The following is a 26,184-nucleotide window of genomic DNA, read 5'->3' on the forward strand; positions in this document are numbered from 1 at the left end:
CGCCGATGCGATATCGATATTTCATTCGAACATATATTCAATTATCGAGTTCTCGCCCGGAACTGAGCGCCCGCCAGCGCTCCAGCATCCCCTCCGGGACCTCCTCGGCGGTCAGCGCGTAGACCAGGTGGTCCCGCCAGTCCCCGTCGATGTGGAGATAGCGCGGGCGGATTCCCTCCGAGCGGAAGCCGAGCTTTTCCACCACCCGTCGACTGGGGCCGTTCTCCGGACGGATGCAGACCTCGATCCGGTGCAGACCGAGGGTGTGGAAGCAGTAGTTCACCGAAAGCGCCACGGCCGTCGGCATGATGCCCCGGCCGGCCACCGCCTCGTCGATCCAGTAACCGACGTTGGCCGAGCACATCGAGCCCCAGGTGATCCCGCCGACGGTCAACTGGCCGACCAGCTGGCCCTTGTAGAGCACCACGAAGGGCAGCATCCGGCCGGCCGAGGCCTCGCCGCGCAGGAAGCGGACCATCTGCCGGTAGGTCGGTCGGGGCCCGGCGGCCTGGCCCGCCGGGCCGGGCGGCACGGTGGCCTCCCAGCGGCGCAGCCAGTCCCGGTTGCGGCGGCTCACCTCCTGCCACTCGCGCTGGTCGCGGGCCCGGATCGGGCGCAGCACGACCTCCCCCTCCTGGAGCTCTACCGGCCAGCCGGCGTTCAGTGCGCTCTCCCGGAAGCTGGTGCGTCGGGTCGGGGGTGGTCCCCGCCGCCGAGCTGGTCGACGGCGTGGGCGAGCAGCGGCTCCAGGACGGCCAGGCCGTCCCTGACGCCGCCGGTCGAACCCGGCAGGTTGACGATCAGGGTACGTCCGGCGAGCCCGGCGAGCCCGCGGGAGAGCGCCGCGGTCGGCACCTTGTCACGGCCGTACGCGCGGACGGCCTCGGCGATGCCGGGGACCTGCCGGTCGATGACCCGGGCGGTCATCTCGGGGGTGAGGTCCATCGGCGAGATGCCGGTGCCGCCGGTGGTCAGCACCACGTCGTACCCGGCGGCGACGGCCTCGCGCAGCGCCGCCTCGACCGGCTCGCCGTCCGGGACGACCCGGGGGCCGTCGACGGTGAAGCCCATCGCGGTCAGACCGGCCACCAGCAGCGGGCCGCCCTTGTCCTCGTACACCCCGGCCGAGGCCCGGTTGGAGACCGTCACGGCGAGCGCCCTCATGCGCCCACCTCGCTTCGCTCGGCAGGCGCTTCGCGCAACCCGCACCTTTCGACGGTGAGCTCGCTTCGCTCACTCACTCCGCCACCTCCGGCGCGAACCAGTCGCCGCTCTTGCCGCCGGTCTTGCTGAGCACCCGGACGGACTCGATGGCGGCGCCCTTGTCCACCGCCTTGACCATGTCGATCACGGTCAGCGCGGCGACCGTCACCGAGGTCAGCGCCTCCATCTCGACGCCGGTGCGGTCGGTGGTCTTCACAGTGGCGGTGATCTCGACCGCGTCGTCCGCGACGGCGAGGTCGACCTTGACGCCGGAGACCGCGATCGGGTGGCAGAGCGGGATCAGGTCCGGGGTCCGCTTGGCGCCCATGATCCCGGCGATCCGGGCCACCGCGAGGGCGTCGCCCTTGGGCACGCCCTCCCCCCGCAGCAGTTCCACCACCCGCGGGGAGACCCGGACCCGCCCGGCGGCGACGGCGGTGCGCGCGGTGGCGGCCTTCTCGGACACGTCGACCATCCGGGCGGCGCCCTGTTCGTCGACGTGGGTGAGGCGGTCGCCGGGGTTCGGTGTCGTCACGGGTAACTCCAGGGGCGCGCAGGTCGAATACCGCGCTACGGTACCGCTCCCTCACTCACCCGCTCGCCTCCGGGCGCTCCCGACCCGGCGCCGACGGTCGGCGCTCCCTCGCTCCTCCGTCGTTCCTTCGCTTCTCCCTCTCGGCACCGGCGCACCCCTTCGGCTCGGGGCGGGGCCACTCGCCCGCTCGCCTCCGGGCGCTCCCGACCCGGCGCCGACGGTCGGCGCTCCCTCGCTCCTGCGTCGTTCCCTCGCTTCTCCCTCTCGGCACCGGCGCGCCCCTTCGGCTCGGGGCGGGGCCACTCGCCCGCTCGCCTCCGGGCGCTCCCGACCCGGCGCCGACGGTCGGCGCTCCCTCGCTCCTCCGTCGCGGCACCGGCGCGCCCTTCGGCTCGGGGCGGGGACCGCGGTCAGGACTCCAGTAGCACCACGTCGACCTCGCTGCCGGCCGGCAGCTCGGTGGTGTCCTCGGGGACGGTGATCAGGCAGTTCGCCCGGGCCAGTGCCCCGACCAGGTGCGAGTCGGCGCCGCCCACCGGCTCCACGGTGCCGTCCGCCGCCGAGTAGCTGCCGCGCAGGAACTGCCGGCGGCCGGCCGGGGAGCGCAGCGCGGACGGGCAGAGCGCGCGCACCACCGGGCGGTGGACGTCGGCCGCACCCAGCATGGTGCGGATGACCGGGCGGACGAAGAGCTCGAAGGAGATGTAGGCGCTCACCGGGTTGCCGGGCAGGGCGAGCAGCGGCACCCCGGCCGCGCCGCCGATCCGGCCGAAGCCCTGCGGCTTGCCGGGCTGCATCCGCAGCTTGCGGAACTCGACATTAGCGGCTCCGCCGCGGGCGCCGCCCCCGAAGGACTCGAAGACCTCCTTGACCACGTCGTAGGCGCCGACGCTGACCCCGCCGCTGGTGACGATCAGGTCGGCCCGGCCGAGCTGGTCCTCCAGGACGGCGCGCAGCCGGTCCGCGTCGTCGGGGACGGCGCCGACCCGGTAGGCGATGGCGCCGGCCTCCTGGGCGGCCGCGGTGAGGGTGAAGCTGTTGGAGTCGGCGATCTGCCCGGGCCCGACCGGTTCGCCGGGCTGGACCAGCTCGCTACCGGTGGAGAGCACCACCACCCGGGGGCGCGGGCGGACCTTCACGGTGGCCCGGCCGACCGCGGCGAGCAGGCCGAGCTGGGTGGGGCCGAGCCGGGTGCCGGCCGTCAGCACGGTGGTGCCTGCCGCGACGTCGCTGCCGCGGCGGCGGATGTGCGCGCCCTCGGCGACCGGGCGCAGCACCCGGACCTCCTCGTCCGCGACCGGCGCGGTCATCGCGGCGGCGGCCAGCCCGGTGCCGGTACCGCCGTCGGTCCACTCGACCGGGGCGACGGCCTGGGCGCCGGGCGGCAGGGGTGCGCCGGTCATGATCCGGGCGGCCTGGCCGGGGCCGACCTTGGGCAGCTCGCCCGCGCCGGCGGCGATGTCGCCGACGACGGTGAGCACCGACGGGTAGGTGTCGGTGGCGCCCTCGGTGTCGGCGGTGCGGACCGCGTAGCCGTCCATCGAGCTGTTGTCGAAGGGCGGCAGGTCGCCGTCGGCGACCACGTCCTCCTCCAGCCGGCAGCCCTGGGCGTCGAGCAGTTGGAGCTCGATCACGGGCAGTGGGCCGACGGCGGCCAGCACGTCGGCGCGGTGCTCGTCCACGGTCCAGAAACGAGGAGCCGCCGGTGGCCGGTCCGCGGACCCGTCGCAGCAGGCTGCGGGGGTGGTGCTGTGCTCCGTGGACCCGGTCATCGGCGGCTCGCTCTCTGTGTGGTGTGTCAGTCCTGCAGCTCGGAGCCGACGAACTCGCGCAGCCAGGAGCGGAACTCCGGGCCGAGGTCCTCGCGCTCGGCGGCCAGTCGGACGATAGCGCGCAGGTAGTCGGCGCGGTCACCGGTGTCGTAGCGGCGGCCCTTGAAGAGCACGCCGTGCACCTGGCCACCGGCCTCGGCGTCGCGGGTGGTCAGTTCGCGCAGGGCGTCGGTGAGCTGGATCTCGCCGCCGCGGCCGGGCGGGGTCTCCCGCAGCACGTCGAAGACCAGCGGGTCGAGGACGTAGCGGCCGATGACGGCGTAATTGGAGGGGGCCTCGCCGGGCTCGGGCTTCTCGACCAGGTCGGTCACCTGGAAGACGTCCTCGCCGAAGCCGTTGGCCTTGACGGCGGCGCAGCCGTAGAGGTGGATCTGGGAGGGGTCGACCTCCATGAGGGCGACGACCGAGCCGCCGAGCTCCTGCTGCACCTCGATCATGCGGGCGAGCAGCGGGTCGCGCGGGTCGATCAGGTCGTCGCCGAGCAGGACGGCGAAGGGCTGGCCGGCGACGTGCTGCTCCGCGACGGAGACGGCGTGGCCGAGGCCCTTCGGGTCGCCCTGGCGGACGTAGTGCATGTTGGCCAGCTCGACGGACTCGCGGACCCGGCGCAGGCGGTCCTCGTCGCCCTTGCGGACGAGCAGCTCCTCCAGCTCGTAGGCGCGGTCGAAGTGGTCCTCCAGCGCGCGCTTGTTACGGCCGGTGACCATCAGTATGTCGGACAGGCCGGCGGCGGAGGCCTCCTCGACGACGTACTGGATGGCCGGCTTGTCGACGACGGGCAGCATCTCCTTCGGGGTGGCCTTGGTCGCCGGGAGGAAGCGGGTGCCCAGTCCGGCCGCGGGTACCACGGCCTTGGTTACCGGAATTCGGGAGGTGGTCGTCGTCATGCGTTTACCTTACTCAGGCACGTTTTCGCCCGGGGCCGAGCGCGTTCGGACGGCTAGGACAGCACGTCTCGGGGCACGGCCGCAGTGGCAGGCGGATGGGCAGTGACCGGTTGGGCCAGGGGGTCCCGTCCGGTACAGGCCGACAGACTACCCGCCTTTCCCGAACGGTCACGTTCGGCAGTCGACGGCCGCTGCGGGGCGGAAGGGGGCTGCTCACGGGGCCCGCCGGAGGGCTGTCCGGGGCGCGGTGCGATCCGCCAGCAGTCGCCGCCGGCCGCCCGCGCCGTGGCCAGCGCGGCGTCCGCGGAGCGCAGCAGGACGGCCGCGTGGGTGCCGTCCTCGGGCAGCACGGCGATGCCGACGGCGGCGGTCAGGCCGTTGCCCCCGACCGGGCGGGGCGCCCGGGTGCCGGAGGACCAGTCGAGCAGCAGGTGCCGGCGGACCGACCAGACCAGCCGCTCGGCGACCTGCACGGCGCCCTCGGAGCCGGTGTCCGGCAGCACCACCAGGAACTCCTCGCCGCTGTAGCGGCCCAGGGTGTCGGCGCGGCGGATCTCCATCGCGAGCCGCTGGGCGAGGTCGCGCAGTATCGCGTTGCCGCGGGCGCGGCCGTGCTCGGCGATGACCGCGTCGAAGCCGGCGATCTCCAGCAGCAGCACGGCCAGCGGGCGCGGGCCGTCGGCCTGGCCGGTGTGCTCGGCGCGGCGGGCCCGTTCGATCTCCCGGTCCAGGGTGAGCTGCAGGTGGCGGTAGTTCCAGACGCCGGTGAGCGAGTCGCAGGAGGCGGTGCGCTCCAGTTCGGCGCAACGCTCCTCCAGTTCGGCGATCCGCCCGTTCAGCCGTTCCCGGTCCTCGGCGGCCTCGGTCCGCTCCCGGCGCACGCGCAGTCCGAGCACGGTGGCGCCGACCAGCGCGGGGGCGCTCAGCGCGGCCAGGGCCTGGACCAGCAACGGGGTGGACAATCGGGGCGCCCTTTCGCGTGTCAGGCTCTGCGCGTCACGGTTTTCGGACGTGGAGGATCCGGTGCACAACGAGAAGAGCGACCTGAGGACACGGCTGCTGACGCGGCGCCGCGCGCTCACCGCCGAGGGGCGCGCTGAGGCCGCCCGCGCGCTGGCCGGACACGCCTGGGAGCTGGCCGCGCCCGGCGCCACGGTGGCCGCCTACGTCTCGGTGGGCGCGGAGCCCGGGACCAGGCCGCTGCTGGACGCGCTGCGCGAGAGCGGGGTGCGGGTGCTGCTGCCGGTCCTGCTGCCGGACAACGACCTGGACTGGGCCGAGTACGCCGGGCCGGAGGCGTTGGCCCCGGCCGGGCGCGGGCTGCTGGAGCCGGTCGGGCCGCGGCTGGGGCCGGAGGCCGTGACGGGGGCCTCGGTGGTGCTGCTGCCGGGCCTGGCGGTGGACCGGGGCGGGCTGCGGCTGGGCCGGGGCGGCGGCAGCTACGACCGGGTGCTGGCCCGGCTGGGGCGGGCGGGGGTGCGGCCGGTGCTGGCGGTGCTGCTGTACGAGCACGAGCTGCTGGAGCGGGTGCCGGCCGAGCCGCACGACCTGCCGGTGGACCTGGCGGTCACGCCCTCGGGGGTGCGGGCGCTCGGCTGAGACGGCGGCGGCCCCGCTCCCCGGGGAGGGGAACGGGGCCGCGCCGCGTGCCGTACGGGCGTCAGCCGTTGCTGAGCACCAGCTTGTGCTTGGTGGCCTTCTCGACCGCGTCCGGGGTGAACGCCCAGGTCAGCAGCTTGCCCTTGAGCCAGAGGTCGGTCTGGTCGTTGTAGTTGGCGTGGAACGCGTGACCGGATTCGCCGCCGACGTTGATCCAGCGCGAGGAGTCCAGGTCGTTCAGGTCGACCACCATCCGCATCGACGGGATCCAGTCGACCTGGTAGCCGGCCGCCGCGTTCCAGCCCGCCGCGTCGACCGCCGCCGAGCTGCCGGAGAGGCGGTAGGGGCCGCGGTTGAGCAGCTTGTGGACGGCGCCGGAGGCGATCGAGGAGTTGTCGGTGCCGAGGGTCTGCTCGCGCAGCTCCAGCTTGTGCAGGCGGCCCCAGCTCCAGGTGGAGATGTCCTTGCCGAGCAGCGAGGTCAGGTCCTGCCGGGCGTTCTTCATCGCCTCCTTGAGCAGGTTGTCCAGGCCCTTCTGCTCCTTGTGCTGGGAGTCGATGTACGTCCACCACGAGCTGTCGGGCTTGTCGAGCTGGGCGCGCACCACCTCGGTCCAGCGGTCGCCGCCGTCCGGCTGGGCCTTGCCCGGGTCGCGGGTGCCGCACTCGGTGACGATCTTGCTGGAGCTGTCCGGCTTGGTCGGGTCGTCCTGCTGGCGCACCAGCAGGCAGTTGTTCTTGGCCCGGATGTCGGCCGGGAACTTCTGGCCGAAGGCGAGGATGAGCAGGTTGCGCCAGACGCCGTTGTAGTAGGCGGCGGCGGCCGAGTCGGCGTCCTGGTGGAAGTTCCAGTCCTTCAGCAGGTCCTGGGCCTGGCGCACGTACGGGTCGTCGATCTGCTGCTTGAGCAGCAGCGGGACCAGCGTCTTGGCCATGGTGCTGGTGTTGTCCAGCTGGAGGGTCTGCATGTCGTCCGGCGAGATCTTGCCGTTGTTCTTGAGCAGGCCCTCGATCTGGTCGGTGATCTCCTTGGCCCGGGTGCCGTACTCCCAGTCCTTGGTCAGGTTGTACTTGTAGCTCGGGTCGACCACGGCCTGGTTGGCGGTGACGATGTAGCCGACGGCCGGGTTGAAGCTGTACGGCAGGGCGGTGAAGGGGACCGGGTCCGGCTTCCACTGGTAGGAGGAGTCCCAGCCCGGGGCGGGCATGGAGCCGTCGCCCTTGCCGCGCACCGGGATGACGCCGGGGGCCTGGTAACCGATGTTCTTGGCGTCGGCGTAGATCAGGTTCTGCGCGGGGACGGCGAAGTCCTTGGCGGCGTTCCGGAAGTCGTCCCAGTTCTTCGCCCGGTCCAGCTCGAACACGGCGTCCATGGTCCTGCCGGGGCTGAGCGCCGTCCACTGCAGGGCGACGCCGTAGCCGCCGGTGCCGCGGTCGGGGGCGGAGCTGCCGTTAGGGGCGTACTTGCCGACGTTCTGCTGCTCGGTGCTCGTGTCGGAGATGAGCGGGGCGCCGGTCTGGGTGGTGCGGACGGTGATGGTGCGGTCCTCGCCGCCGGCGACCTTGATGGTCTCCTTGCGGAGGTCGAACTTCACGTCCTTGCCGTCCACCTGGTAGGTGTCCGGGCCGGTCACCTTCTCCAGGTAGAGGTCGGAGACGTCGGCGCCGAGGTTGGTGAAGCCCCAGGCGATGTCCTTGTTGTGGCCGATCACCACGCCGGGCATGCCGGCGAAGGTGAAGCCGGAGACGTCGAACTGGCAGGCCGGCGAGGCGGTCCGGCAGTGCAGGCCCATCTGGTACCAGACCGAGGGCAGGCCGGGGCCGAGGTGCGGGTCGTTGGCCAGCAGCGGCTTGCCGGTGGTGGTGTGCGAGCCGGCGACCACCCAGGAGTTGGAACCGATGCCCTGGCCGGGGCGGCCGAGCAGCTGCGGCATCCCGTCGATCCGGTCGGTGAGGCCCTGGACCAGCGCCTTGGTGGTGGCGGCGCCCTGGGCGGTGTTGCCGCCGGAGGTCGCACCGGGCTGGGTGGAGCCGTCGGCGGGGCGGTAGGTGTCGCCGCTGACGGTGCCGGTCTTCACGATCGTGCCGTTGCGGGAGTACGGGTAGTCCGGGTACAGCTCGGCGATCTTGTCCGGGCCGAAGTCCTGGGCGAGCAGCGAGCGGTCGATCTCCTCCTGGAGGTTCCCGGAGAGGTTCCAGGCCATCGCCTTGAGCCAGGCCACCGAGTCCACCGGGGTCCACTGCTCGGGCTTGTAGCCGCTGTTGACGGCGCCGAGCACGGCGTACTCCAGCGAGGCCTTCTCCCCGCCGGGGTGCTCGGCCAGCCAGGCGTTCACGCCGTCCGCGTAGGCCTGCAGGTACTTCTTGGTCTCCGGCGACAGCTTGGTCTTGAACTCCTGCTCCGCCACCTGGTGCCAGCCCATGGTGCGGATGAAGGAGTCGGTGTCGACCTGGCTGTCGCCGAACATCTCGGACAGCCGGCCCGCGGTGATGTGCCGTCGGACGTCCATCTCCCAGAAGCGGTCCTGGGCCTGGACGTAGCCCTGGGCGCGGAACAGGTCCTCGGAGGTGTCCGCGTACAGCTGCGGGATGCCGTTGGCGTCGCGCTTGACGTCGACCGGCGCGCTCAGGCCCGCCACCTTGACCGTCCCGTCCACCTCCGGGAAGGACGCACGGACCGCGGTGACCCCGCGGTAGCCGCCGTAGCCGACGCCGGCCACCAGCAGCACGACCAGCACGATCACGATCAGACGGGCGCGCCGGAACTTCTTCGAGCGGGGCATCTGGGTCCTTGCGGTCCTGACTTCGGGGCGGGCGGGCGTGTCCAGGGCCTTGGGCCGTGACAGGGAACCACATTAGGCCGAGTCGGCGGAGCGCTGTGAACGGGGGACCAAACTAAAGACATGGCAAAATGTTAGACTGAGTAACGATCCGCAACAGGAGCATTGACGACTTCTTAGCGGGCCGGTGCTCGACAGCACCCTCCCTGTACACACGGAACACCCCAGCACCACCTGACACCCCGCCCGCCCATGCCTGCCCGAGGTGCCACTGCGTGAACGTCGCCCACCTGAACCAGCTCCTGCTCGAAGCCTCCGTGATCCTGCTCTTCGCGGTGGTCGCCGTCCGGTTCTCGACCCGATCAGGCCTGCCCAGTCTGCTGATCTACCTCGGGATCGGCGTGGCACTGGGCCAGAACGGGATCGGCGTCACCTTCAACAACGCCGAGCTGACCCAGGTGCTCGGCTACGCGGCGCTCGTGGTGATCCTGGCCGAGGGCGGCCTCAAGACCAACTGGCGCGAGGTCAGACCGGCGCTGCCGGCGGCCACCGTGCTGGCCACCGTCGGCGTCGGGATCAGCGTCTTCGTCACCGCGGCCGGCGCGCACTGGCTGGTCGGCCTGGACTGGCGGACCTCGCTGCTGCTCGGCGCGATCGTCTCCTCCACCGACGCCGCGGCCGTCTTCTCGGTGCTGCGGATGGTCCCGCTGCCGCACCGGCTCACCGGCCTGCTGGAGGCCGAGTCCGGCTTCAACGACGCGCCCGTGGTCATCCTGGTCGTCGCCTTCGCCTCCACCGGCGAACCGGACACCTGGTACGTGCTGCTCGGCACCATCGTCGCCGAGCTGGCGATCGGGGCGGCGATCGGACTGGCCGTCGGCAAGCTCGGCGCGTTCGCGATCAAGCACGTCGCGCTGCCCTCCTCGGGCCTGTACCCGATCGCCGTGGTGGCGCTGACCGTGCTCGCCTACGCCGGCGGTTCGCTGCTGCACGGCTCCGGTTTCCTCGCCGTCTACATCAGCGCGGTGATCCTCGGGAACTCCAAGCTGCCGCACGGACCGGCCGTGCGCGGCTTCGCCGACGGGCTGGCCTGGATCGGGCAGATCGGCATGTTCGTGCTGCTCGGGCTGCTCGCCGCGCCCGAGAGCATGGGCGGCGCCGTGGTGCCCGCGCTGGTGATCGGCGCGGTGCTGGTCTTCCTGGCCCGGCCGCTGTCCGTGATCCTCACGCTGACCCCGTTCCGGGTGCCCGGCCGCGAGCAGGCGCTGCTGAGCTGGGCCGGGCTGCGCGGGGCGGTGCCGATCGTGCTGGCCACCATCCCGGTGGTCTCCGGGGCGCACAGGGCCGGGGACGTGTTCAACATCGTCTTCATCCTGGTCGTCGTCTTCACCCTGCTCCAGGGCCCGACGCTGCCCTGGATGGCCAGGCGGCTGAAGATCGGCGAGGGCGCGATGGGCCAGGACCTCGACATCGAGTCCGCGCCGCTGGAGAAGCTGCACGGGCACCTGCTGTCGGTCTCGCTCTCCCCGGCCTCACGGATGTCCGGCGTGGAGATCAGCGAGCTGCGGCTGCCCAAGGGGGCGGCGGTCACCCTGGTCGTGCGGGAGGGCAACTCCTTCGTGCCGGACAAGGCGACGATGCTGCGCGGCGGGGACGAGCTGTTGGTGGTCACCACGGACGAGGTGAGCGAGGCGGCGGAGCGGCGGCTGCGGGCCGTGGACAAGGGCGGCAAGCTGGCGGGGTGGCTGAAGGGGCGGTGACGGCGGGGAGTGCCGGGGCTACGGGTGCTGCCGTGAGGTAGGTGGCCTGGCGGAATCTACGCGCGTAACTGTATGCTGGTCCGACTACGCCGTATAACTACCGTTAGACCACCCCCAGCATCTGCCTGACGCAGAGTTGGCGCGACCGCTCGGCGGCCGCGGTCCGGCCCCGGCCCACCAGGCTCGGCCGACCCGGTATCTACCCCGGTCGACGCGCGAGAGGACGACTCTCGGCGCCGTCGGGGCCACCCCATGCCCTGCCGCGCTACCAGGCAGCAGGAAGGACCGACCGTGACGGCCCGCCGAACGGTCGAGATCGCCGCGGACTCCACTCCGGACACCGCTCTGGACACCGCGGCCAGCACTGTGGACACCGCCGCCGAGACGCCCGCCAAGGTCGGGTACGGCGCGCTGCTGCGCACGCCCGGCGCCTGGACGTTCCTCGCCCCCGCTTTCATCGCGCGGCTGCCCTACGCGATGCTCAGCATGGGCATCCTGCTGCTCGTCAAGGACACCCACGGCTCGTACGGCACCGCCGGCACCGTCACCGCGATCGCCGCCGTCGCGCAGGCCCTGATCGGCCCGCAGACCGGGCGCCTCGCCGACCGGTACGGGCAGGCCGCCGTCCTCGTCCCGACCGTCGCGGTGCACGCGGCCTCGGTCGCCCTGCTGATCACCCTGGCGCTCGGCCACGCGCCGGCCTGGAGCCTGTTCCTGGCCGCCGTTCCGACCGGCGCGAGCGTTCCGCAGATCGGCGCGATGGTCCGGGCCCGCTGGATCGCCACGATCGGCGCCGACGGTGCGTCCGCCTCCTCGGCGGCCAAGGTGAGCACCGCGTTCGCCTTCGAGTCCGTGACGGACGAGTTCACCTTCGTGATCGGTCCGATCCTGGCCGCCAAGATCGCCACCTCGGTCAGTCCGTCCACCGCGCTGATCACGGAGGCCGCACTGACCTTCGTCGGCGGCCTGGTCTTCGCCGCCCGGCGCGGCACCGCGCCCGCCCGGAACACCCCGCGGCCCGGCGCGCGACGCGCCTCCGCGCTGGCCTCGCCCGGCGTCCGGCTGCTGGCCGGGGTGATCCTCGGGGTGGGGGCCGTGTTCGGCGGGATGCAGGTCTCGGTGAACGCCTTCGCCGACTCGGTCGGCCAGCACGGCGCCGCCGGCACCGTGTACGGGATCTTCGCCGGCGGCTCGATGGTGGCCGGCGTGCTCTACGGCGTCATCGCCTGGCGTCGGGCCGTCCAGCACCGGATGGTCATCAGCTACGCCCTGCTGGTGGTGGGCTGCTCGACGCTCTGGGCGATGCCCAACCTGGTCGCCCTGTCGATCGCCGGGCTGTTCTGCGGTCTGGCCATCGCCCCGACCCTGATCAGCGGCTACACCCTGGTCGAGACCCTGGTCGAGGACGGCGCCAAGACCGAGGCCTTCACCTGGCTGACCGGCGCCATCGGCCTGGGCCTGGCCGTCGGCTCGATGGTGGCCGGGCGGCTGATCGACGGCCACGGGCCGTCCGCCGGGTTCCTGGTGCCGCTGGTCGGCGCCGGCCTGGGGCTGGTCGCGCTGGTGTCGATGCGGCACCTGCTGGTCGCACCGCACCGGACCGGTCACGTGGTGGCGGGATCCGGCGAGCGCCCCGGGTCCGGCGAGCGCGCCGCCTCGGGGCAGCTGGTCGGCGCGGCCAAGGGCTGAGCGAGCGGTCGAACGCGGCCCGTACCGGCTCATCTCACACCGGATTCGCTGGACTGATCCAACGGAATACCGCATCATTGACCATCGTTAGCACTCATCAGGCGAGAGTGCCAGGAGGAAGACAAGTGCCCACGTACCAGTACCAGTGCACCGAGTGCGGCAGCGGCCTGGAGGCGGTGCAGAAGTTCACCGACGAGGCGCTGACCACGTGCCCCGACTGCCAGGGACGGCTCCGCAAGGTCTTCTCGGCCGTGGGCGTCGTGTTCAAGGGCTCGGGCTTCTACCGGACCGACAGCCGCTCGTCCTCCAGCAGCTCGGTGGGCGCGGGCTCGTCCGCCGGCTCCTCGACGTCGTCGTCGACCTCGGGGTCGTCCGGCTCGTCGAGCGCTTCCAGCAGCTCCAGCTCGACCAGCTCGTCCAGCAGCCCGGCTCCGGCAGCGAGCTGACCTCGGTTCCCGGGGCTCCCGGGAGCTCCTGAAGCTTCACGGGAAGGCCCGTCGGTCCCGCTTCGTGCGGGGGCGGCGGGCCTTTTCGCATGCGCTCACGTGCCCCGGCGCGGCCCTCGTCAGTTAGCGGAGGCCGGTCTCACTCGTGTGAGTGTACGAAGTTGTCCACAGGGGCGGGTTTATCCACAGGCTGTGGGAACCGGCTTTCCGGCGGCGGCGCGGGTGGGCATCGTGTGGGTCACCGGGCGGTGGCCGACCGCACGGTGACCGACCGCATGTCGATCGACCCGATCCGGAGGTGCCCCGATGACGACCACGAGCCTGTCCGTTCCACTGCCCGCGCCCACCGTGCCGCCGCGGCGGGAGGTGCCGAGCTTCCCGCCGATCCGGCGCGGGTGCGGCGGGTGGCACCGCTGGCGCCAGGCCGTCCGGCGGCGGGCCGGGGTGCCCGCACTGGTGCTGCTCGCGGTGGCCGCGGCGCTCGCGTTCGGGCCCGCGCGGGCCGGGCTGCCGCCGCCCTCGGGCGGCGCGGTGGGCCGTACGGGTTGTCAATCCGGGCCCCCGGACGATCACCCGTAACCCCGGAATGACTTCGTCGTTCGAGGCCGCATGAAGGGCTTCAAGGAATTCCTGCTGCGTGGAAATGTCGTCGAACTCGCCGTCGCCGTGGTGATCGGCGCGGCCTTCACCAACATCGTCAACGCCTTCGTCAAGGGCGTGATCAATCCGATCGTCGGCGTCTTCGGGACCAAGGACCTGGCGTCCTACAGTTCCTGCCTCAAGGGGCCCTGCACGGTGAGCGCCACCGGTGAGGTCACGTCCGGAATCCTCATCCTGTGGGGGTCGGTGCTCAGCGCCGCCCTGCAGTTCCTGATCACCGCGGCCGTCGTCTACTTCGTCCTGATCGTCCCGATGAACCGGATGGCGGCCAGGCGCAAGAGCGCCACCGAGGTGGCGGCCGAGGCCGAGGCCAAGGAGGTCCAACTGCTGACCGAGATCCGCGACGCGCTGGTCACGGCGCGCTAGTCGCCCGGTTCCCCGGTCCCCGTTCCCAGTCCCGTTCCCCCGCTCCCCAGCCCCGTTTTCGCTAGTCCCCGTGGTGCGGCGGGCGCTGGCTCAGGTACCAGTCCAGCCCTCGCCCACCGCTCTCCCCAGCCCCGGGGCGATCGCCCCAGCCGGCGTCGGTGTCGTCCCGGGACTGCTGGTCCAGCGGGTCGCGGAAGACCAGGCGGGCCTTGGCCCTGGCCGCCTTCTGCCGGTCCTGCTCCTCCTGCCCCTGTCCCTGTTCCTGTGGCTGCTCGCTCACCCTGTCCACTCCCTGCCGGTCCCCTGCTCACGGTCCAACCTGTTCCTCCAGCCTAAGAGGCCCGCGACGCGCCACGGGCCCTGGTGCGGAGCGCTCCGCACCAGGGCCCGGGTGGTCGACCTCGGCCGTCGGCCGTCAGGCGGCCTCGAAGCCCGCGTGGTCGGCGATCTTCTTCAGCTCGGCCAGGGCGTGCTTCTCGATCTGCCGGATCCGCTCACGGGTGAGGCCGTGCTGCTTGCCCACCTCGGTGAGGGTGCGCTCGCGGCCGTCCTCCATGCCGTAGCGGGAGCGGATGATCGAGGCCGTACGGTCGTCCAGCCGCCCGATCAGGTCGTCCAGCTCCTCCCGGCGGAGCATCACCATCACGGCGTCCTCGGGGGACGTCGCCCCGGTGTCCTCGACCAGGTCACCGAACTGGGTCTCGCCCTCGTCGTCGACCGACATGTTGAGGCTGACCGGGTCCCGCGCCCAGTCCAGCACGTCCTTGATCCGGGCCTCGGTGGTGTCCAGCTCGGCCGCGATCTCGGCCGGCTCCGCCTCGCGGCCCAGCTCCTTGGACTTCTCCCGCTGCACCCGGCGGATCCGGCCGAGTTCCTCGACCAGGTGCACGGGCAGCCGGATGGTGCGGGACTGGTCGGCGATCGAGCGGGTGATCGCCTGTCGGATCCACCAGGTCGCGTAGGTGGAGAACTTGAAACCCTTGGCGTAGTCGAACTTCTCGACGGCGCGCACCAGGCCGGCGTTGCCCTCCTGGATCAGGTCGAGCAGCGGCAGCCCGCTGCGCGGGTAGCGGCGCGCGACCGCCACGACCAGGCGGAGGTTCGAGCGGATGAAGACGTCCTTGGCACGCTCGGCGTCGGCGGCTATCGCCTCCAGCTCCTCGCGCGTGACGCCGTCGGGGAGTTCGCCCTCGTCCAGCATGTGCTGGGCGTACACGCCGGCCTCGATCCGCAGCGAGAGCTCGACCTCCTCGGCGGCATCGAGCAGGGGCGTCCTGGCGATCTCGTCGAGGTACATACCGACCAGGTCACGGTCGGCCTCGAGGTTGGTCGGGCGGGCCGCGCGAGTCCGGTCGGCCCTGTCGCGAACGACGGCACGGGTGGCCATGCTTGCTCCCTTTGCTGGTGTTGCCGAGGTCTGCCTGCCTGCCTGAGAGGGCAAGAAGTGCGGGCCCCTAAGGGCTCACACGTAACAATCCAACGAAGAGATTCCGGACAACATTCCCAAGTCGCTCAGATTCTTCCCAGCGATGCAGTATCCTGCCGGTTTTCACTCCGGTTCCGGACATTCAGTGACCACTCGGACACTTCATGCGTTCGCCCGCGACCGCCCGTGGAGCATTTCTTCACCGACCGCACACGCGACCGTCGCCCATTCGTTGAACAGGCGGACGATCGCGGACGTTCCCGCGCCGCCCCTTTCCGAGCGCCTTTCCGTCCGCCTTTCCACCCGCCTTTCCGGCCGCGCCCGCACCCGGCGTGCGCAGGTCCTCCGCACAAAAGATGCCAAATCGCTATCACCCCAGTTCGCGATCGACGCGGGGCGCTGGGAAGGTACCAGGCATGCACCTGACCAACAGCACGACTTCCGTCACCGTGCGTCATCGCCGCCTCCTTCGGGACGCGTCGCTCGCGCTGGGCTGCGCCGCGCTGTTCGGCCTCCTGGCGGCGTTGGTGATGGACCACTGGCACCCCCTGTACCAGTTCGACCAGGACTGGATCAGCGAACTCCACGACTACGCGCGGGAACACCGGATCTGGACCGCCGCGGTGCAGACCCTCTCCGACATCGGCGGCCCGGTCACGATGCGTGCACTCCTCGGCATCGCGGCCGCCTGGCTCTGGCTGATCGGCGCCCGGGTGCTGGCCGGCTGGGTGGCCGCCCAGGCCCTGGTCGGCTGGGGCGCTCAATGGGCGCTCAAGCTGGCCGTCGACCGGCAGCGGCCCGCCTTCTCCGACCCGGTCTCGCACGCCGGCGGCCCGGCCTTCCCCTCCGGGCACGCGATGGCCTCGGCGATCACCTGCGCCGTCCTGGTCGGCCTGCTCTGGTACCGGGTGGACCGCCGCGGCCGCACCGCCGCCTGCGCGGTGGCCACCGCCACGGTGCTGACCATCGGCTGGACCCGGACCGCCCTGGGCGTGCACTGGCCCAGCGACGTGGTCGCGGGCTGGCTGGCCGCCGGCGTCGTCCTGGGCGCGGTGACCGCCGCGATCGAACTCTGGCGGCCGGGCGCACTGGCCCGTGACGTACGGCGGGTCAACTGGCGCACCAGGCCCCGGGTCCAGCGGGTCATCGTCCCGCCCGTCCGAGCGCCACGGACGGACGATCCGCTGGACGGCGCCGAGTTGGACGGCGCGCGGCTCAGCGGCGTCGGGTGGGACGAGCCGGGGCTGGACGGCCCCGCCGACCGCCCGGACGAGCCGGTCCGCTGACGCGGCCCGCCCTGTCCCGACCTGCCCCGAGCTGCCTCGACCACGACCGAACGCCCTTGCCGGCGCGGAACGCTGAGGCCCGTCCGGGTACGAGCGGACTCGTACCGAGGTTGCACAGCGAGCAACCCACCGGGTGGCACCGGCACCAGACCCGGCACCGGCACCGGCACCGGCACCGGCACGGGAGGGTGCGAACGCGGGTGGGAATGCCGCAGGCCCTCCGTCCCGGGTGGGAGGAGGGCCTGTGAGCTGCGGTTCTGTTGTGCCCCAGACAGGAATCGAACCTGCGACACCGGCTTTAGGAGAGCCGTGCTCTATCCCCTGAGCTACTGAGGCGCGGCCGGTTGGTGACCAGGCCGTTCACAGCGTACCGGATCAGGGGTCGGCCGGGGGTGGCGGACCGGGGGAACGGCCGAGGGGGAGCCGGATGGGCCGGCTCCCCCTCGGGGGAGCCGGGGAGAAGCGGGTCAGAGGAGGCGCAGCAGGCGGGACTGGATGGACGGCGGGTTGAGGTCGGACTGGAGGGCCACCGGGACCGTCGTCCTGTTGTCGCCCGCGCCGACGGTCAGGTTGCCGACCTCCTTGCCCGCCTTCTCGGTGTGGTGGATCGCGGTCGGGTCAAGGGTGATGGTGCCGGTGACGCCCGGGAAGCCGGCCACCACGAGGTCCTTGGTCGCGACGACCGGGGCCTTGCCGCCGAGCCCGTCGTCCACGGTGCCGACGACTTCGCCCTTCTTCACCACGGTCTGGCCGGTGAGCCCGTTCTGCGCGGCCTGGATCTGCTTGCCGCTGACCTTGAGCACGGTGGGCAGGATGCCGTCGCCCGGGTTGGCCGAGGTGGCCTGCTGGCCCAGGGTGACGCCGAGGATCAGCCGCTTCACGCCGCCGATGTCCTTGTAGGCGGCCCACATCAGGCAGCCGCCGGCCGGGGTGCTGGAGCCGGTCTTGACCCCGATGACGCCGGTCTTCGGGTTGATCAGGTTGTTGGTGTTGGAGATCTTCACGTTGTTGAACGTGGTGTCCGGGGTGGAGACGATCTGCCGGAAGATGTCGTCCTTCATGACCTGCTCGGCCAGCTTCAGCTGGTCCTTCGCGGTGGACTTGGTGTCCGCGTTGAATCCCGCCGGGTCGGCGTAGATGGTGTTGGTCATGCCGAGCTTGGCCGCGGTGTCGTTCATCAGCTTGACGAACGCCTCCTCGGAGCCGGAGTGGAAGCGGGCGAGCAGCCGGGCCACGTTGTTGGCGGACGGCAGCATCAACAGTTCCAGCGCCTGGTACTCGGTGAGCTCCTGGTTCTCGACGAGCGTCACCCGGGACTCGTCGGCGTTGCCGGACTCCTGCGCGGCCTGCTTGTCGACCTTGATCGTCGGACCGCTCTCGCCCTTCTTCAGCGGGTACTTCTGCAGGATCAGGTAGGCGTTCATCACCTTGGTGACGCTGGCGATCGAGGCCGGCGTCTCCTGGCCCGAGCTGCCGAGGCTGCCGACGCCGACCACCTCGGCGGCGGACTGGCCCTTGGCCGGCCAGGCGAGGTCGAGCTGGTCGCCGGAGAAGCTGAAGCCGCCCGCGGTGGTCATCCGCATCTTCGGGTCCGGCAGCGGGCGCAGCAGCTGGGCCACCACCACCGCGCCGAGCACCACGGCCAGGAACACCGTCCAGATGGTGATCCGCTTGAGCGCGCGCCGCAGCGGCGAGACCGGGCGGGCGTTGAGGGTGGCCAGCACCTCCATCGCCTCGGCCGTGGTCTCCGGCGAGGGCGAGGGCTGAGGCTGCGGAGCGGGCTGCGGCTGCGGCTGGGGAGCGGGTTGCCGGGAGGGCAGCGGCTCGGGCCGGGGCAACGGCTCGGGCCGGGGCAGCGGCGGGACGGGCGGCACCGGCCGCGGGTCCGGCTCGGGCAGCGGCGTCGGGGCGGGGCCGGGGCCCGGCGTCGGCTTCGGGGCGGGGCCGGGCAGCGGTGCGGGGCCCGGGGTCGGCTCGGGTTCGGGGAGGGGCCTGGGCTCCGGGTGCGGCTCGGGCCCCGGCTCCGGGACGGGGGTCGGCTCGGGCGCCGGGGTGGGCTCCGGGGGCTCGGGCACCGTCCCGGCGGTGGGGGCGGCGGCGCGCAGCGGCTTGAGCTTCTCCAGCTTCTCGGTCCGGTCCGACTGGCCCGGTTCGTCCGCCTGCTGACCTGGCTGCCCGTTCTTGGTCAGTGCGACGGTTGCGGTGGTGGCTGCGGGAGAGTCGGTGCCGGCATCGGTGTCCGAGCCCGCGTCCGAGTCCGCGTCCGAGTCCGCGTCCGAGGGGGAGTCAGCTTCGGCGGGAGCGTCCTGCTCCGGCGAGTCGGCCTTCCCGGCGGCGTCGGCGTCGGTGTCGGCATCGGGCGTGTCGGCGTCGGCGCCGGCCTTCTCCGCCACCGCCGCAGTCGTCCGCATGGCGAGACGCGGGTCGGCGGCGGGCGGCCGCTCGGCAGCTCCCTTCGCCCCGTCAGCCTTCGACGCTTCCCCCTTCTCCCCCGCCGCATCCTCGGAACTGTCGTCGCCCGCAGGCTTCACCAGCTCCGCGGGCAGCCGCAGCGCAGTGGTCTTGTTGTCCACCGGCAGCCGCAGCATCGTCGTCCGGCTGTCCACATCCTGGACACGGAGCTGTACGGTCGAACCGCCCTCGGCGCCTGCCTTCGGCGCGTCGGCGGGTACCTCGGCCGTGGCGTCGGCCGACGTCTCCGCAGACGCATTCGCGGAACCGGCCCCGGCTGACGCCCCGGCAGCCGGCGTACCGGTCCGTTCGCGTTCGCGGTCCTGCTCCCGCTCGCCGTCCCTCAGCACCCTGTCGGGGGACTCGCCCACGTATCCCAGCCTCCTCAACGCCCGGCGGGGCACCGGTAGACCCGATTTCGGGAAGCCGACGCCCCGCCCCGTGTACCTGTACAGTCTCCGCCACCGACGGCCGATCCCGCCGCGCACACCCCGCCCGACCGGCGCTGATTGCCGTCGCACGGCCGCACCGCGGTCTGTTCGAGAGTCAGACGCCGGGCCCGAGGTCGCCGGTTCCGCGCCTTCACCGCAAGGTCACGATTCGGAGGCGTACTCGACAAGCCCGTGTGAGAGGCGTCACCCTGTCTCTCATCCACGCGGGGAGGCTTGGATGGGCAAGAGCCGCAGAACTGTTCCTGAGGAACTCTTGCTGCTCGCTTTGGACCCGACCACGGGTACCACGGCGCAGCCGCAGACCCTCGACCTCGGACTCGCCGGGGCGCAGCTCGTCGAGCTGTCCCTGGCCGGACGGATCGTACCGGAGGGCGACCGGATCGCCGTCGTGCTCGCACGGCCGACCGGCGACCCGACCCTCGACCACGCACTGGAGCTGCTGCGCCGACGCGGCAGTCCGGTCCGCGCGGCGCACTGGATCGGCGGGCCCCGGCTGGGGCTGCGGCAGACGTACCTGGCGCACCTGGAACGCTGCGGCATGGTCACGGCCGTGCCGGGTCAGGTGTGCGGGGTGCTGCCGACGACCCGGTACCAGGCGTCCGACGACTGCACCAACGCCGCGATCAAGCAGCGGCTGGACACCGCGATCCGCACCGGCGTACCGCCGGACCCGCGGACGGCCGCGCTCGCGGCCCTCGCCCACTCGGTGGGGCTGGGCAAGCACCTGTACCCGGGCAACGAGGGCCGGTCCTCACGGTCGCGGCTGCGCGACCTGATCCGGTACGACCCGCTGGGCGGGATGGTCGCGCACGCCGTGATGGACGTGCAGAACGGCCTGCCGGCACAGCAGAACCGTTCTTCCCAGGGTTCCGGGGCCAGTACCGGTCGCTCCGGCGCCCGCGCCGCGGGGCGGACCTCGGGCGGGCGGGTCGCCGCTCCGCGGGTCGCGGTCCGCTGATCCGGACCGCCGACGGCGTGCCCGGCAACGGCGACGGCGTGCCCGGCAACGGCGACGACGGCGCGGGCACCGAGCCCGGCAGCTCGCGCCGCACCGTTCACGCCCCTCGACGGCGCTGAACCACCTGCCGCACAACTCCGCACCACTGGTACCACCGGCACCGTCCCGGCACCACCGCACCATCCCGGCACCACCAGCAGCACCGAGGGGCGGTCGCCCCGCGACGCAAGTCGCCCGGCGACCGTCCCTCTGCCGTTCCCGGAGGCCAGTCGAGAGGCCCACCGCAGGCCCACCGCAACTACCGGTCAGAGTCACCGAGCCGCATTACCACCTGGGAGCTTCCGCTGTCTCACGGACGCGCTTTTCCGATGATCTGTTCTACTGCGCTGCTGTGATTCCCCGGCGCCGACCTGGCCCAAGGTGACATGCTGCTCCGAGTCAGGGGGGTTGGTCCCAATGTCCGAAGTGTTCCGAGGGCTGCCGTTCCAACGATCACCAGAGGTTCGGCCGGAGGTCGACGTGTCCGCGAACATCAATCCCACCGTGCGCCGCCGACGGCTCGGCTCGGAGCTGCGCAAGCTCCGCGAGGGCCTCGGGATGACGGCGGAGGAGGTGGCCGGCCGTCTGATGGTCTCCCAGTCGAAGATCAGCCGACTGGAGAACGGCCGCCGCAGCATCAGCCAGCGCGACGTGCGCGACCTCTGCGACGTCTACAACGTGGCCGACGAGCAGATGCGCAACAGCCTGATGGAGATGGCCAAGGAGTCCCGCCAGCGCGGCTGGTGGCACGACTTCAACGACATGCCGACTCCGTACAGCGTCTACATCGGCCTGGAGGCCGAGGCCTCCTCGATCCGCGCGTACGAGTCCTCGTTCGTCCCCGGTCTGCTGCAGACCGAGCAGTACGCGCAGGCTGTGGTCGAGGGCACCCAGCCGGACACCGACGCGAACGCGGTGCAGCGCCGGGTGCAGGTGCGGATGAAGCGCCAGGAGCGCATCCAGGGCGAGAACCAGCTCGGCAGCCTGTGGACCGTCATAGACGAGGCGGCGCTGCGCCGCGAGGTGGGCAGCCGCGAGATCATGGCCCGCCAGCTGCAGCAGATGCTGGAGCTGAGCCTGCGCCCGAACATCACCATCCAGGTGATCCCGTTCTCGCACGGCGCCCATCCCGGCATGACCGGGACATTCTCCCTGCTGGAGTTCCCGGAGTCAGCCGATTCCACGGTTGTCTACTTCGAAGGTGTGACGAGTGATCTCTACCTGGAGAAGGAGGCGGACGTGCGCCGCTATACCGGTCTCTACGACTACCTGAGAGCGGCCGCACTCGGTGTCGCGGAGAGCCGGTCGCTGATAGCCGACATCGAAAAGGGATACCACGAATGATCACCCCCGCCGAGCACGGAACCCGTTGGCGCAAGAGCAGTCACAGTGGAGGCCAGGGCGCCTGCGTGGAGATCGCCGGACCGGCCGCGGGAGCGGTCGCCGTACGGGACTCCAAGGACCCGGCGGGCCCGCAGCTGCGCTTCTCCACCGAGGCCTGGAACGCGTTCGCGGCGGCCGTCGCGGCGGGGGCCTTCGGCGAGGTCTGAGGCCTGAGGTCCGAGGCCTCGGATCTGACGTCCGAGGCCTGAGATCTGCGGTCTCTACAGCCTGAGGTCTGAGGCCTGCAGCCTGAACCGGATCCGTGCCCGGCCCAGTTGCCCGTAGCGGCATCCGTCGCCCCGAGCGGCGGTCGGCGCTACGGGCAACTGCCGTAGTGGGAGAGCCGGTTCAGTGTGCCACCGGATAGCGGGCGGCCCAGTCGGCGCCCTCCGGGGTGTGCCGGTCGTGGAGTTCGGTGCCGTGCATCAGCTCCAGCGCGAAGTCATCGGCGAGTTCGAGGATCGCGCCGCGCCCCTCCAGTCCGGCCACCAGACCCGGTGGCAGCGCCGTGTCGCCGTGCAGCACCCCGAGCAGGTTGCCGCAGATCGCGCCGGTGGAGTCGCTGTCCCCGGAGTGGTTGACGGCCAGCAGCAGCCCCGAGCGCACGTCGTGGGCGACCAGCGCGCAGTAGACCGCGATGGCCAGCGCCTCCTCGGCGACCCAGCCCTCCCCCAGCGCCTCGACCCGCTCGGCGGACGGCTCGCCCGCCCGCACCGCGTCCAGCGCGGCCCGCAGCGCGGCGGTGGTCTCCTCGTGCGCCTGCCGCTCGGAGAGCAGGGCCAGCGCCAGGTGGACGCCCTCCTCCAGGGTGCCGCCGCGCGCCACGGACTGGACGATCACCGCGAGCGCGCCCGCCGCGAGGTAGCCCGTGGGGTGGCCGTGGGTGAGCACCGAGCACTCCACCGCGAGTTGGAAGACGAGGCCCGGTTCCCAGGTGGTGAGCAGCCCGAACGGCGCCGCCCGCACCACCGTGCCGCTGGCCTTGGAGTGCGGGTTCTTGGGCCGTTCCAGGGTGCCGAGCCGCTCGCCGTCCGGCCCGGAGAGGCCGGTCAGGCAGCCCTGGCCGGGGGCGCGCTGGGCGTACAGCCACTCCTCGCGGCCGAGCCAGCCGAGGTCCGGGCGGCGCTCGTCCGGGCCCCAGTCGCGCTGGGTGGCGGCCCAGCGCAGGTAGGCCAGGTGCAGGTCGGTGGGCGGGTGCCAGCTGCCGGTGTCGCGCCGGATGTGGGCGCGGATCAGGCCGTCCACCGTGAACAGGCTGAGTTGGGTGTCGTCGGTGACGGCGCCGGTGCGGCCGTACGCGGGGACGTAGCCGGTGACGCCCTGCGGGCCGTGCTGGGCCCGGATCTTCTCCAGCGGCTCGAACTCGACGCCGGCGCCGAGCGCGTCACCGATGGCACCGCCGAGCAGGCAGCCGCGCACCCGGCTGCGGAAGTCCTGCTGCTGGGCGCGTGACCACAGTGGCATCACGACGGGGCGCCTTTCGTCGGGGTCGGGGCCGGTCCGCGCGACGCACGGCCGTGGCGCGCGCCCTGGCACTGTATTCGAAGGCGCGAGCGAAACGACGGCGTCCCTCGGACTTGGGTTCCCCGCCCCAGCCGGGGTCGCCACGACGGCCGCCGTCCCCGCCCCGGCCGCCGTCGAGGCGACGACGGCCGGGGTCCCGCGACCGGCCTCAGTCCAGGACGGGCAGCAGCTCGGGCAGGTGCCCGTCCGAGGCCAGGGCCGCCGCCCGGCGCTCGGCCGGGACCTCGCCGTAGAGGGTGGTGCGCTGGCGGTGCGGTCGGCCCGCGGCCTCGGCGATCGCCTGGAGGTCGCGCACCGACTTGTAGCTGCCGTACGCCGAGCCGGCCATCCGCGAGATGGTCTCCTCCATCAGCGTGCCGCCGAGGTCGTTGGCGCCCGAGCGGAGCATCTCGGCCGCGCCCTCCGCGCCCAGCTTGACCCAGCTGGTCTGGATGTTGGGGATGTGCGGGTGCAGCAGCAGCCGGGCCATGGCGACCACCGCGCGGTTGTCCCGGGCGGTCGGGCCGGGGCGGGCGATGCCGGCCAGGTAGACCGGGGCGTTGGTGTGGACGAACGGGAGGGTGACGAACTCGGTGAAACCACCCGTGCCGTTCTCAAGGGATCGCTGCTGGATCTCCGCGAGCAGCCGCAGGTGGCCGAGCCAGTGCGCGGGGGTGTCCACGTGCCCGTACATCATCGTGGACGAGGAGCGGATGCCCAGCTCGTGCGCGGTGGTGACCACCTCGACCCAGGTGGCGGCCGGCAGCTTGCCCTTGGTGAGCACCCAGCGGACCTCGTCGTCGAGGATCTCGGCGGCGGTGCCCGGGATGGTGTCCAGACCAGACTCCTTGGCCCGCTGCAGCCAGTCGCGGATCGAAAGGCCGGTCCTGGTCGCGCCGTTGACCACCTCCATCGGGGAGAAGGCGTGCACGTGGATGCCGGGGACGCGCTCCTTCACCGCCCGGGCGATGTCGAAGTAGGCGGTGCCGGGCAGGTCCGGGTGGATGCCGCCCTGCATGCACACCTCGGTGGCGCCCACCTCCCAGGCCTGGGCGGCCCGTTCGGCGACCTGCTCCAGGGAGAGGGTGTAGGCGTCGGCGTCGGTGCGGCGCTGGGCGAAGGCGCAGAAGCGGCAGCCGGTGTAGCAGACGTTGGTGAAGTTGATGTTCCGGGTGACGCAGTAGGTGACGTCGTCGCCGACCGCGTCGCGGCGGACGGCGTCGGCGATCCGGCACAGGGCGTCCAGGGCCGGGCCGTCCGCGTGGAACAGCGCCAGCGCCTGGTCGTCGGTGAGCCTGGTCGGGTCGTCGGCGGCCACCGCCAGGGCCTCCCGCAGGTCCCCGGCGAGGCGTTCGGGCGCGCCGTTGGCCAGCACCTGCTCGCGCAGCACCTCCCAGTCGCCGTACACGTCCTCGAAGTCCGCCCGGCGGTCGCCGGTGCGGCCCTCGGTGTCGATCGCGGTGTGCAGGTCGGTCCGGCCGTACGCCTCCGGCAGGTCCTCGGGCTCCTGCCAGGGGTGGCCCTGGACGGTGGCGTCCGGGTTCGCCAGGCCGGTGGCAGGGTCGGCCAGGGCGCGGACGTGCGGCAGCACCCGCGGATCCAGCCAGGGTTCGCCGCGCAGCACGTACTCGGGGTAGACGGCCAGGCGCTCGCGCAGTTCGAAGCCGGCCGCGGCGGACCGTTCGGCCAGCCGCTCGATCTGCGGCCAGGGACGCTCGGGGTTGACGTGGTCCGGGGTGAGCGGGGAGACGCCGCCCCAGTCGTCGATGCCGGCCGCGATCAGCCGCTCGTACTCGCCGTCCACCAGGTTCGGCGGCGCCTGGAGGCAGGCGGTGGGGCCCAGCAGGTGCCGGGCGACCGCCACCGTGGCGACCAGCTCGTCGAGTTCGGCGTCGGGCATGCCGCGCATCGCCGTGTCCGGCTTGGCGCGGAAGTTCTGCAGGATCAGCTCCTGGACGCCGTGGTAGGCCCGGGAGACCCTGCGCAGCGCGAACAGCGACTCGGCGCGCTCCTGGTGGGTCTCGCCGATGCCGATCAGCAGGCCGCTGGTGAACGGGACGGAGCTGCGGCCGGCGTCCTCCAGCACCCGCAGCCGGACGGCCGGTTCCTTGTCCGGGGAGCCGTGGTGCGGGCCGCCGGGCTCGCTCCACAGCCGGGTGGCGGTCGTCTCCAGCATCATGCCCATCGAGGCGGAGACCGGCTTGAGCCGCTGGAAGTCCGTCCAGCTCAGCACCCCGGGGTTGAGGTGCGGGAGCAGGCCGGTCTCCTCCAGGATGCGGATGGACATCGCCCGGACGTAGGCGATGGTGTCGTCGTAGCCGTGCGCGTCCAGCCACTCGCGGGCCTCGGGCCAGCGGTCCTCGGGCTTGTCGCCGAGCGTGATCAGGGCTTCCTTGCAGCCGAGTTCGGCCCCGCGCCGGGCCACCTCCAGCACCTCGTCCGGGGACATGAACATCCCGTGCCCGGCCCGGCGCAGCTTGCCGGGGACGGTGGCGAAGGTGCAGTAGTGGCACTTGTCGCGGCAGAGCCGGGTGAGCGGGATGAAGACGCTCTTGGAGTAGGTGATGACGCCGGGGCGGCCGGCCGCCTCCAGGCCGGCGTCGCGCACCCGGGCGGCACTGGCGCACAGGTCGCGCAGGTCCTCGCCGCTGGCCTGGAGCAGCACGGCGGCCTCGGTCAGGTCGAGGGCGACGCCGTCCCGGGCGCGGCGCAGAGCGCGCCGCATCGCGTTCGCGGTCGGGGGGTTGCTTGCGTCCGTGACGGTTCCGTCCATGGCGCGACCCTACGCCAGGGTGGTACCCGGGGAGGACCCGACCCTGAGGCCGTCTCAGGGTCGGCGTACCCATCAGGTTCACCTCGAAGTGCCCCTGCAGGGCGATGACGTGGCGGCGGTACCGGCCTCTAATGGAGGAGCAGGGCCAATCGCACGT

The 26,184-nt window shown here is 72.3% G+C and carries 22 protein-coding genes and 1 tRNA gene; 10 read left to right on the top strand and 13 right to left on the bottom strand.

Annotated elements, in window-relative coordinates; translation table 11 throughout:
• Window positions 1-37 precede the first annotated feature (37 nt).
• The 6 genes from O1G21_RS16760 to O1G21_RS16785 all read right to left on the bottom strand — a co-directional run bounded on the left by O1G21_RS16760 (window position 38) and on the right by O1G21_RS16785 (window position 5,419).
• Complete coding sequence (locus O1G21_RS16760) at window positions 38-664, bottom strand: GNAT family N-acetyltransferase (protein ID WP_270151045.1); 627 nt, start codon at window positions 662-664, stop codon at window positions 38-40.
• Window positions 661-1,164 carry a MogA/MoaB family molybdenum cofactor biosynthesis protein gene (locus O1G21_RS16765; protein WP_270144665.1) on the bottom strand — a complete coding sequence of 168 codons (504 nt, stop codon included), beginning with the start codon at window positions 1,162-1,164 and terminating at the stop codon, window positions 661-663. Before O1G21_RS16765 ends, O1G21_RS16760 begins: the two co-directional genes overlap by 4 nt.
• Window positions 1,165-1,237: 73 nt before the next feature.
• Window positions 1,238-1,678, bottom strand: coding sequence for a cyclic pyranopterin monophosphate synthase MoaC (gene moaC / locus O1G21_RS16770; protein WP_270151047.1), 441 nt, complete (start codon window positions 1,676-1,678; stop codon window positions 1,238-1,240).
• Window positions 1,679-2,148: 470 nt separating this feature from the next.
• Window positions 2,149-3,510, bottom strand: a complete 1,362-nt coding sequence (glp, locus tag O1G21_RS16775) for a molybdotransferase-like divisome protein Glp (protein WP_270144668.1) — start codon at window positions 3,508-3,510, stop codon at window positions 2,149-2,151.
• 26 nt (window positions 3,511-3,536) lie between these two features.
• Window positions 3,537-4,457 carry a UTP--glucose-1-phosphate uridylyltransferase GalU gene (galU, locus tag O1G21_RS16780; protein WP_270144670.1) on the bottom strand — a complete coding sequence of 307 codons (921 nt, stop codon included), beginning with the start codon at window positions 4,455-4,457 and terminating at the stop codon, window positions 3,537-3,539.
• A gap of 53 nt (window positions 4,458-4,510) precedes the next feature.
• Window positions 4,511-5,419, bottom strand: coding sequence for a GGDEF domain-containing protein (locus tag O1G21_RS16785; protein ID WP_270144672.1), 909 nt, complete (start codon window positions 5,417-5,419; stop codon window positions 4,511-4,513).
• Window positions 5,420-5,480: 61 nt separating this feature from the next.
• Between O1G21_RS16785 and O1G21_RS16790 the strand changes: the two genes are divergently transcribed.
• Window positions 5,481-6,056: a 5-formyltetrahydrofolate cyclo-ligase gene (locus tag O1G21_RS16790; RefSeq protein ID WP_270144673.1), complete on the top strand. Its 576-nt coding sequence runs from the start codon at window positions 5,481-5,483 to the stop codon at window positions 6,054-6,056.
• Between the two features lie 61 nt (window positions 6,057-6,117).
• Here the strand turns inward: O1G21_RS16790 and O1G21_RS16795 are convergent, their stop codons facing one another.
• On the bottom strand, window positions 6,118-8,838 hold the full coding sequence (locus O1G21_RS16795) for a penicillin acylase family protein (RefSeq protein WP_270144675.1): 2,721 nt from the start codon (window positions 8,836-8,838) through the stop codon (window positions 6,118-6,120).
• Between the two features lie 272 nt (window positions 8,839-9,110).
• Between O1G21_RS16795 and O1G21_RS16800 the strand changes: the two genes are divergently transcribed.
• The 5 genes from O1G21_RS16800 to mscL all read left to right on the top strand — a co-directional run bounded on the left by O1G21_RS16800 (window position 9,111) and on the right by mscL (window position 13,756).
• On the top strand, window positions 9,111-10,595 hold the full coding sequence (locus O1G21_RS16800) for a potassium/proton antiporter (RefSeq protein ID WP_270144676.1): 1,485 nt from the start codon (window positions 9,111-9,113) through the stop codon (window positions 10,593-10,595).
• Window positions 10,596-10,886: 291 nt separating this feature from the next.
• On the top strand, window positions 10,887-12,284 hold the full coding sequence (locus O1G21_RS16805; RefSeq protein ID WP_405000659.1) for an MFS transporter: 1,398 nt from the start codon (window positions 10,887-10,889) through the stop codon (window positions 12,282-12,284).
• 125 nt (window positions 12,285-12,409) lie between these two features.
• Window positions 12,410-12,730, top strand: coding sequence for an FmdB family zinc ribbon protein (locus O1G21_RS16810; protein WP_270144678.1), 321 nt, complete (start codon window positions 12,410-12,412; stop codon window positions 12,728-12,730).
• Between the two features lie 306 nt (window positions 12,731-13,036).
• Window positions 13,037-13,309, top strand: a complete 273-nt coding sequence (locus O1G21_RS16815) for a hypothetical protein (protein ID WP_270144680.1) — start codon at window positions 13,037-13,039, stop codon at window positions 13,307-13,309.
• Window positions 13,310-13,339: 30 nt separating this feature from the next.
• Window positions 13,340-13,756 (top strand): large conductance mechanosensitive channel protein MscL, encoded by a 417-nt coding sequence (mscL, locus tag O1G21_RS16820; RefSeq protein WP_270144682.1) that lies wholly within the window; start codon window positions 13,340-13,342, stop codon window positions 13,754-13,756.
• A gap of 61 nt (window positions 13,757-13,817) precedes the next feature.
• On the opposite strand, the gene O1G21_RS16825 is transcribed toward mscL, so the two are convergent.
• Together O1G21_RS16825 and O1G21_RS16830 are read right to left on the bottom strand one after the other, a co-directional pair.
• Window positions 13,818-14,036, bottom strand: a complete 219-nt coding sequence (locus O1G21_RS16825) for a hypothetical protein (protein WP_270144684.1) — start codon at window positions 14,034-14,036, stop codon at window positions 13,818-13,820.
• Window positions 14,037-14,171: 135 nt separating this feature from the next.
• Window positions 14,172-15,143, bottom strand: coding sequence for a sigma-70 family RNA polymerase sigma factor (locus O1G21_RS16830; RefSeq protein ID WP_030286482.1), 972 nt, complete (start codon window positions 15,141-15,143; stop codon window positions 14,172-14,174).
• Window positions 15,144-15,598: 455 nt separating this feature from the next.
• Between O1G21_RS16830 and O1G21_RS16835 the strand changes: the two genes are divergently transcribed.
• On the top strand, window positions 15,599-16,468 hold the full coding sequence (locus O1G21_RS16835; protein ID WP_270144687.1) for a phosphatase PAP2 family protein: 870 nt from the start codon (window positions 15,599-15,601) through the stop codon (window positions 16,466-16,468).
• Window positions 16,469-16,731: 263 nt separating this feature from the next.
• On the opposite strand, the gene O1G21_RS16840 is transcribed toward O1G21_RS16835, so the two are convergent.
• Window positions 16,732-16,804: transfer RNA gene (locus O1G21_RS16840), tRNA-Arg, on the bottom strand.
• A 131-nt stretch (window positions 16,805-16,935) separates the two neighbouring features.
• Window positions 16,936-19,290, bottom strand: coding sequence for a D-alanyl-D-alanine carboxypeptidase family protein (locus tag O1G21_RS16845; protein WP_270144689.1), 2,355 nt, complete (start codon window positions 19,288-19,290; stop codon window positions 16,936-16,938).
• A 298-nt stretch (window positions 19,291-19,588) separates the two neighbouring features.
• Between O1G21_RS16845 and O1G21_RS16850 the strand changes: the two genes are divergently transcribed.
• The 3 genes from O1G21_RS16850 (at window position 19,589) to O1G21_RS16860 (ending at window position 21,918) form a co-directional block, all read left to right on the top strand.
• On the top strand, window positions 19,589-20,329 hold the full coding sequence (locus O1G21_RS16850) for a GOLPH3/VPS74 family protein (protein ID WP_270144691.1): 741 nt from the start codon (window positions 19,589-19,591) through the stop codon (window positions 20,327-20,329).
• Between the two features lie 519 nt (window positions 20,330-20,848).
• The gene (locus tag O1G21_RS16855) at window positions 20,849-21,712 is read left to right on the top strand and encodes a helix-turn-helix domain-containing protein (protein WP_270144693.1); all 864 of its coding nucleotides are present in this window, start codon (window positions 20,849-20,851) and stop codon (window positions 21,710-21,712) included.
• Window positions 21,709-21,918, top strand: a complete 210-nt coding sequence (locus tag O1G21_RS16860) for a DUF397 domain-containing protein (protein ID WP_270144694.1) — start codon at window positions 21,709-21,711, stop codon at window positions 21,916-21,918. Before O1G21_RS16855 ends, O1G21_RS16860 begins: the two co-directional genes overlap by 4 nt.
• A gap of 181 nt (window positions 21,919-22,099) precedes the next feature.
• Here O1G21_RS16860 and O1G21_RS16865 read toward each other — a convergent pair whose 3' ends face one another.
• Both O1G21_RS16865 and O1G21_RS16870 read right to left on the bottom strand, forming a co-directional pair.
• Window positions 22,100-23,215, bottom strand: a complete 1,116-nt coding sequence (locus O1G21_RS16865) for an ADP-ribosylglycohydrolase family protein (RefSeq protein WP_270144696.1) — start codon at window positions 23,213-23,215, stop codon at window positions 22,100-22,102.
• Window positions 23,216-23,423: 208 nt separating this feature from the next.
• Window positions 23,424-26,027 carry a bifunctional FO biosynthesis protein CofGH gene (locus O1G21_RS16870; RefSeq protein ID WP_270144698.1) on the bottom strand — a complete coding sequence of 868 codons (2,604 nt, stop codon included), beginning with the start codon at window positions 26,025-26,027 and terminating at the stop codon, window positions 23,424-23,426.
• Between the last annotated feature and the right edge of the window lie 157 nt (window positions 26,028-26,184).

The sequence above is a fragment of the Kitasatospora cathayae genome (genome assembly GCF_027627435.1).
GTDB classification, from domain to species: Bacteria; Actinomycetota; Actinomycetes; order Streptomycetales; family Streptomycetaceae; genus Kitasatospora; species Kitasatospora cathayae.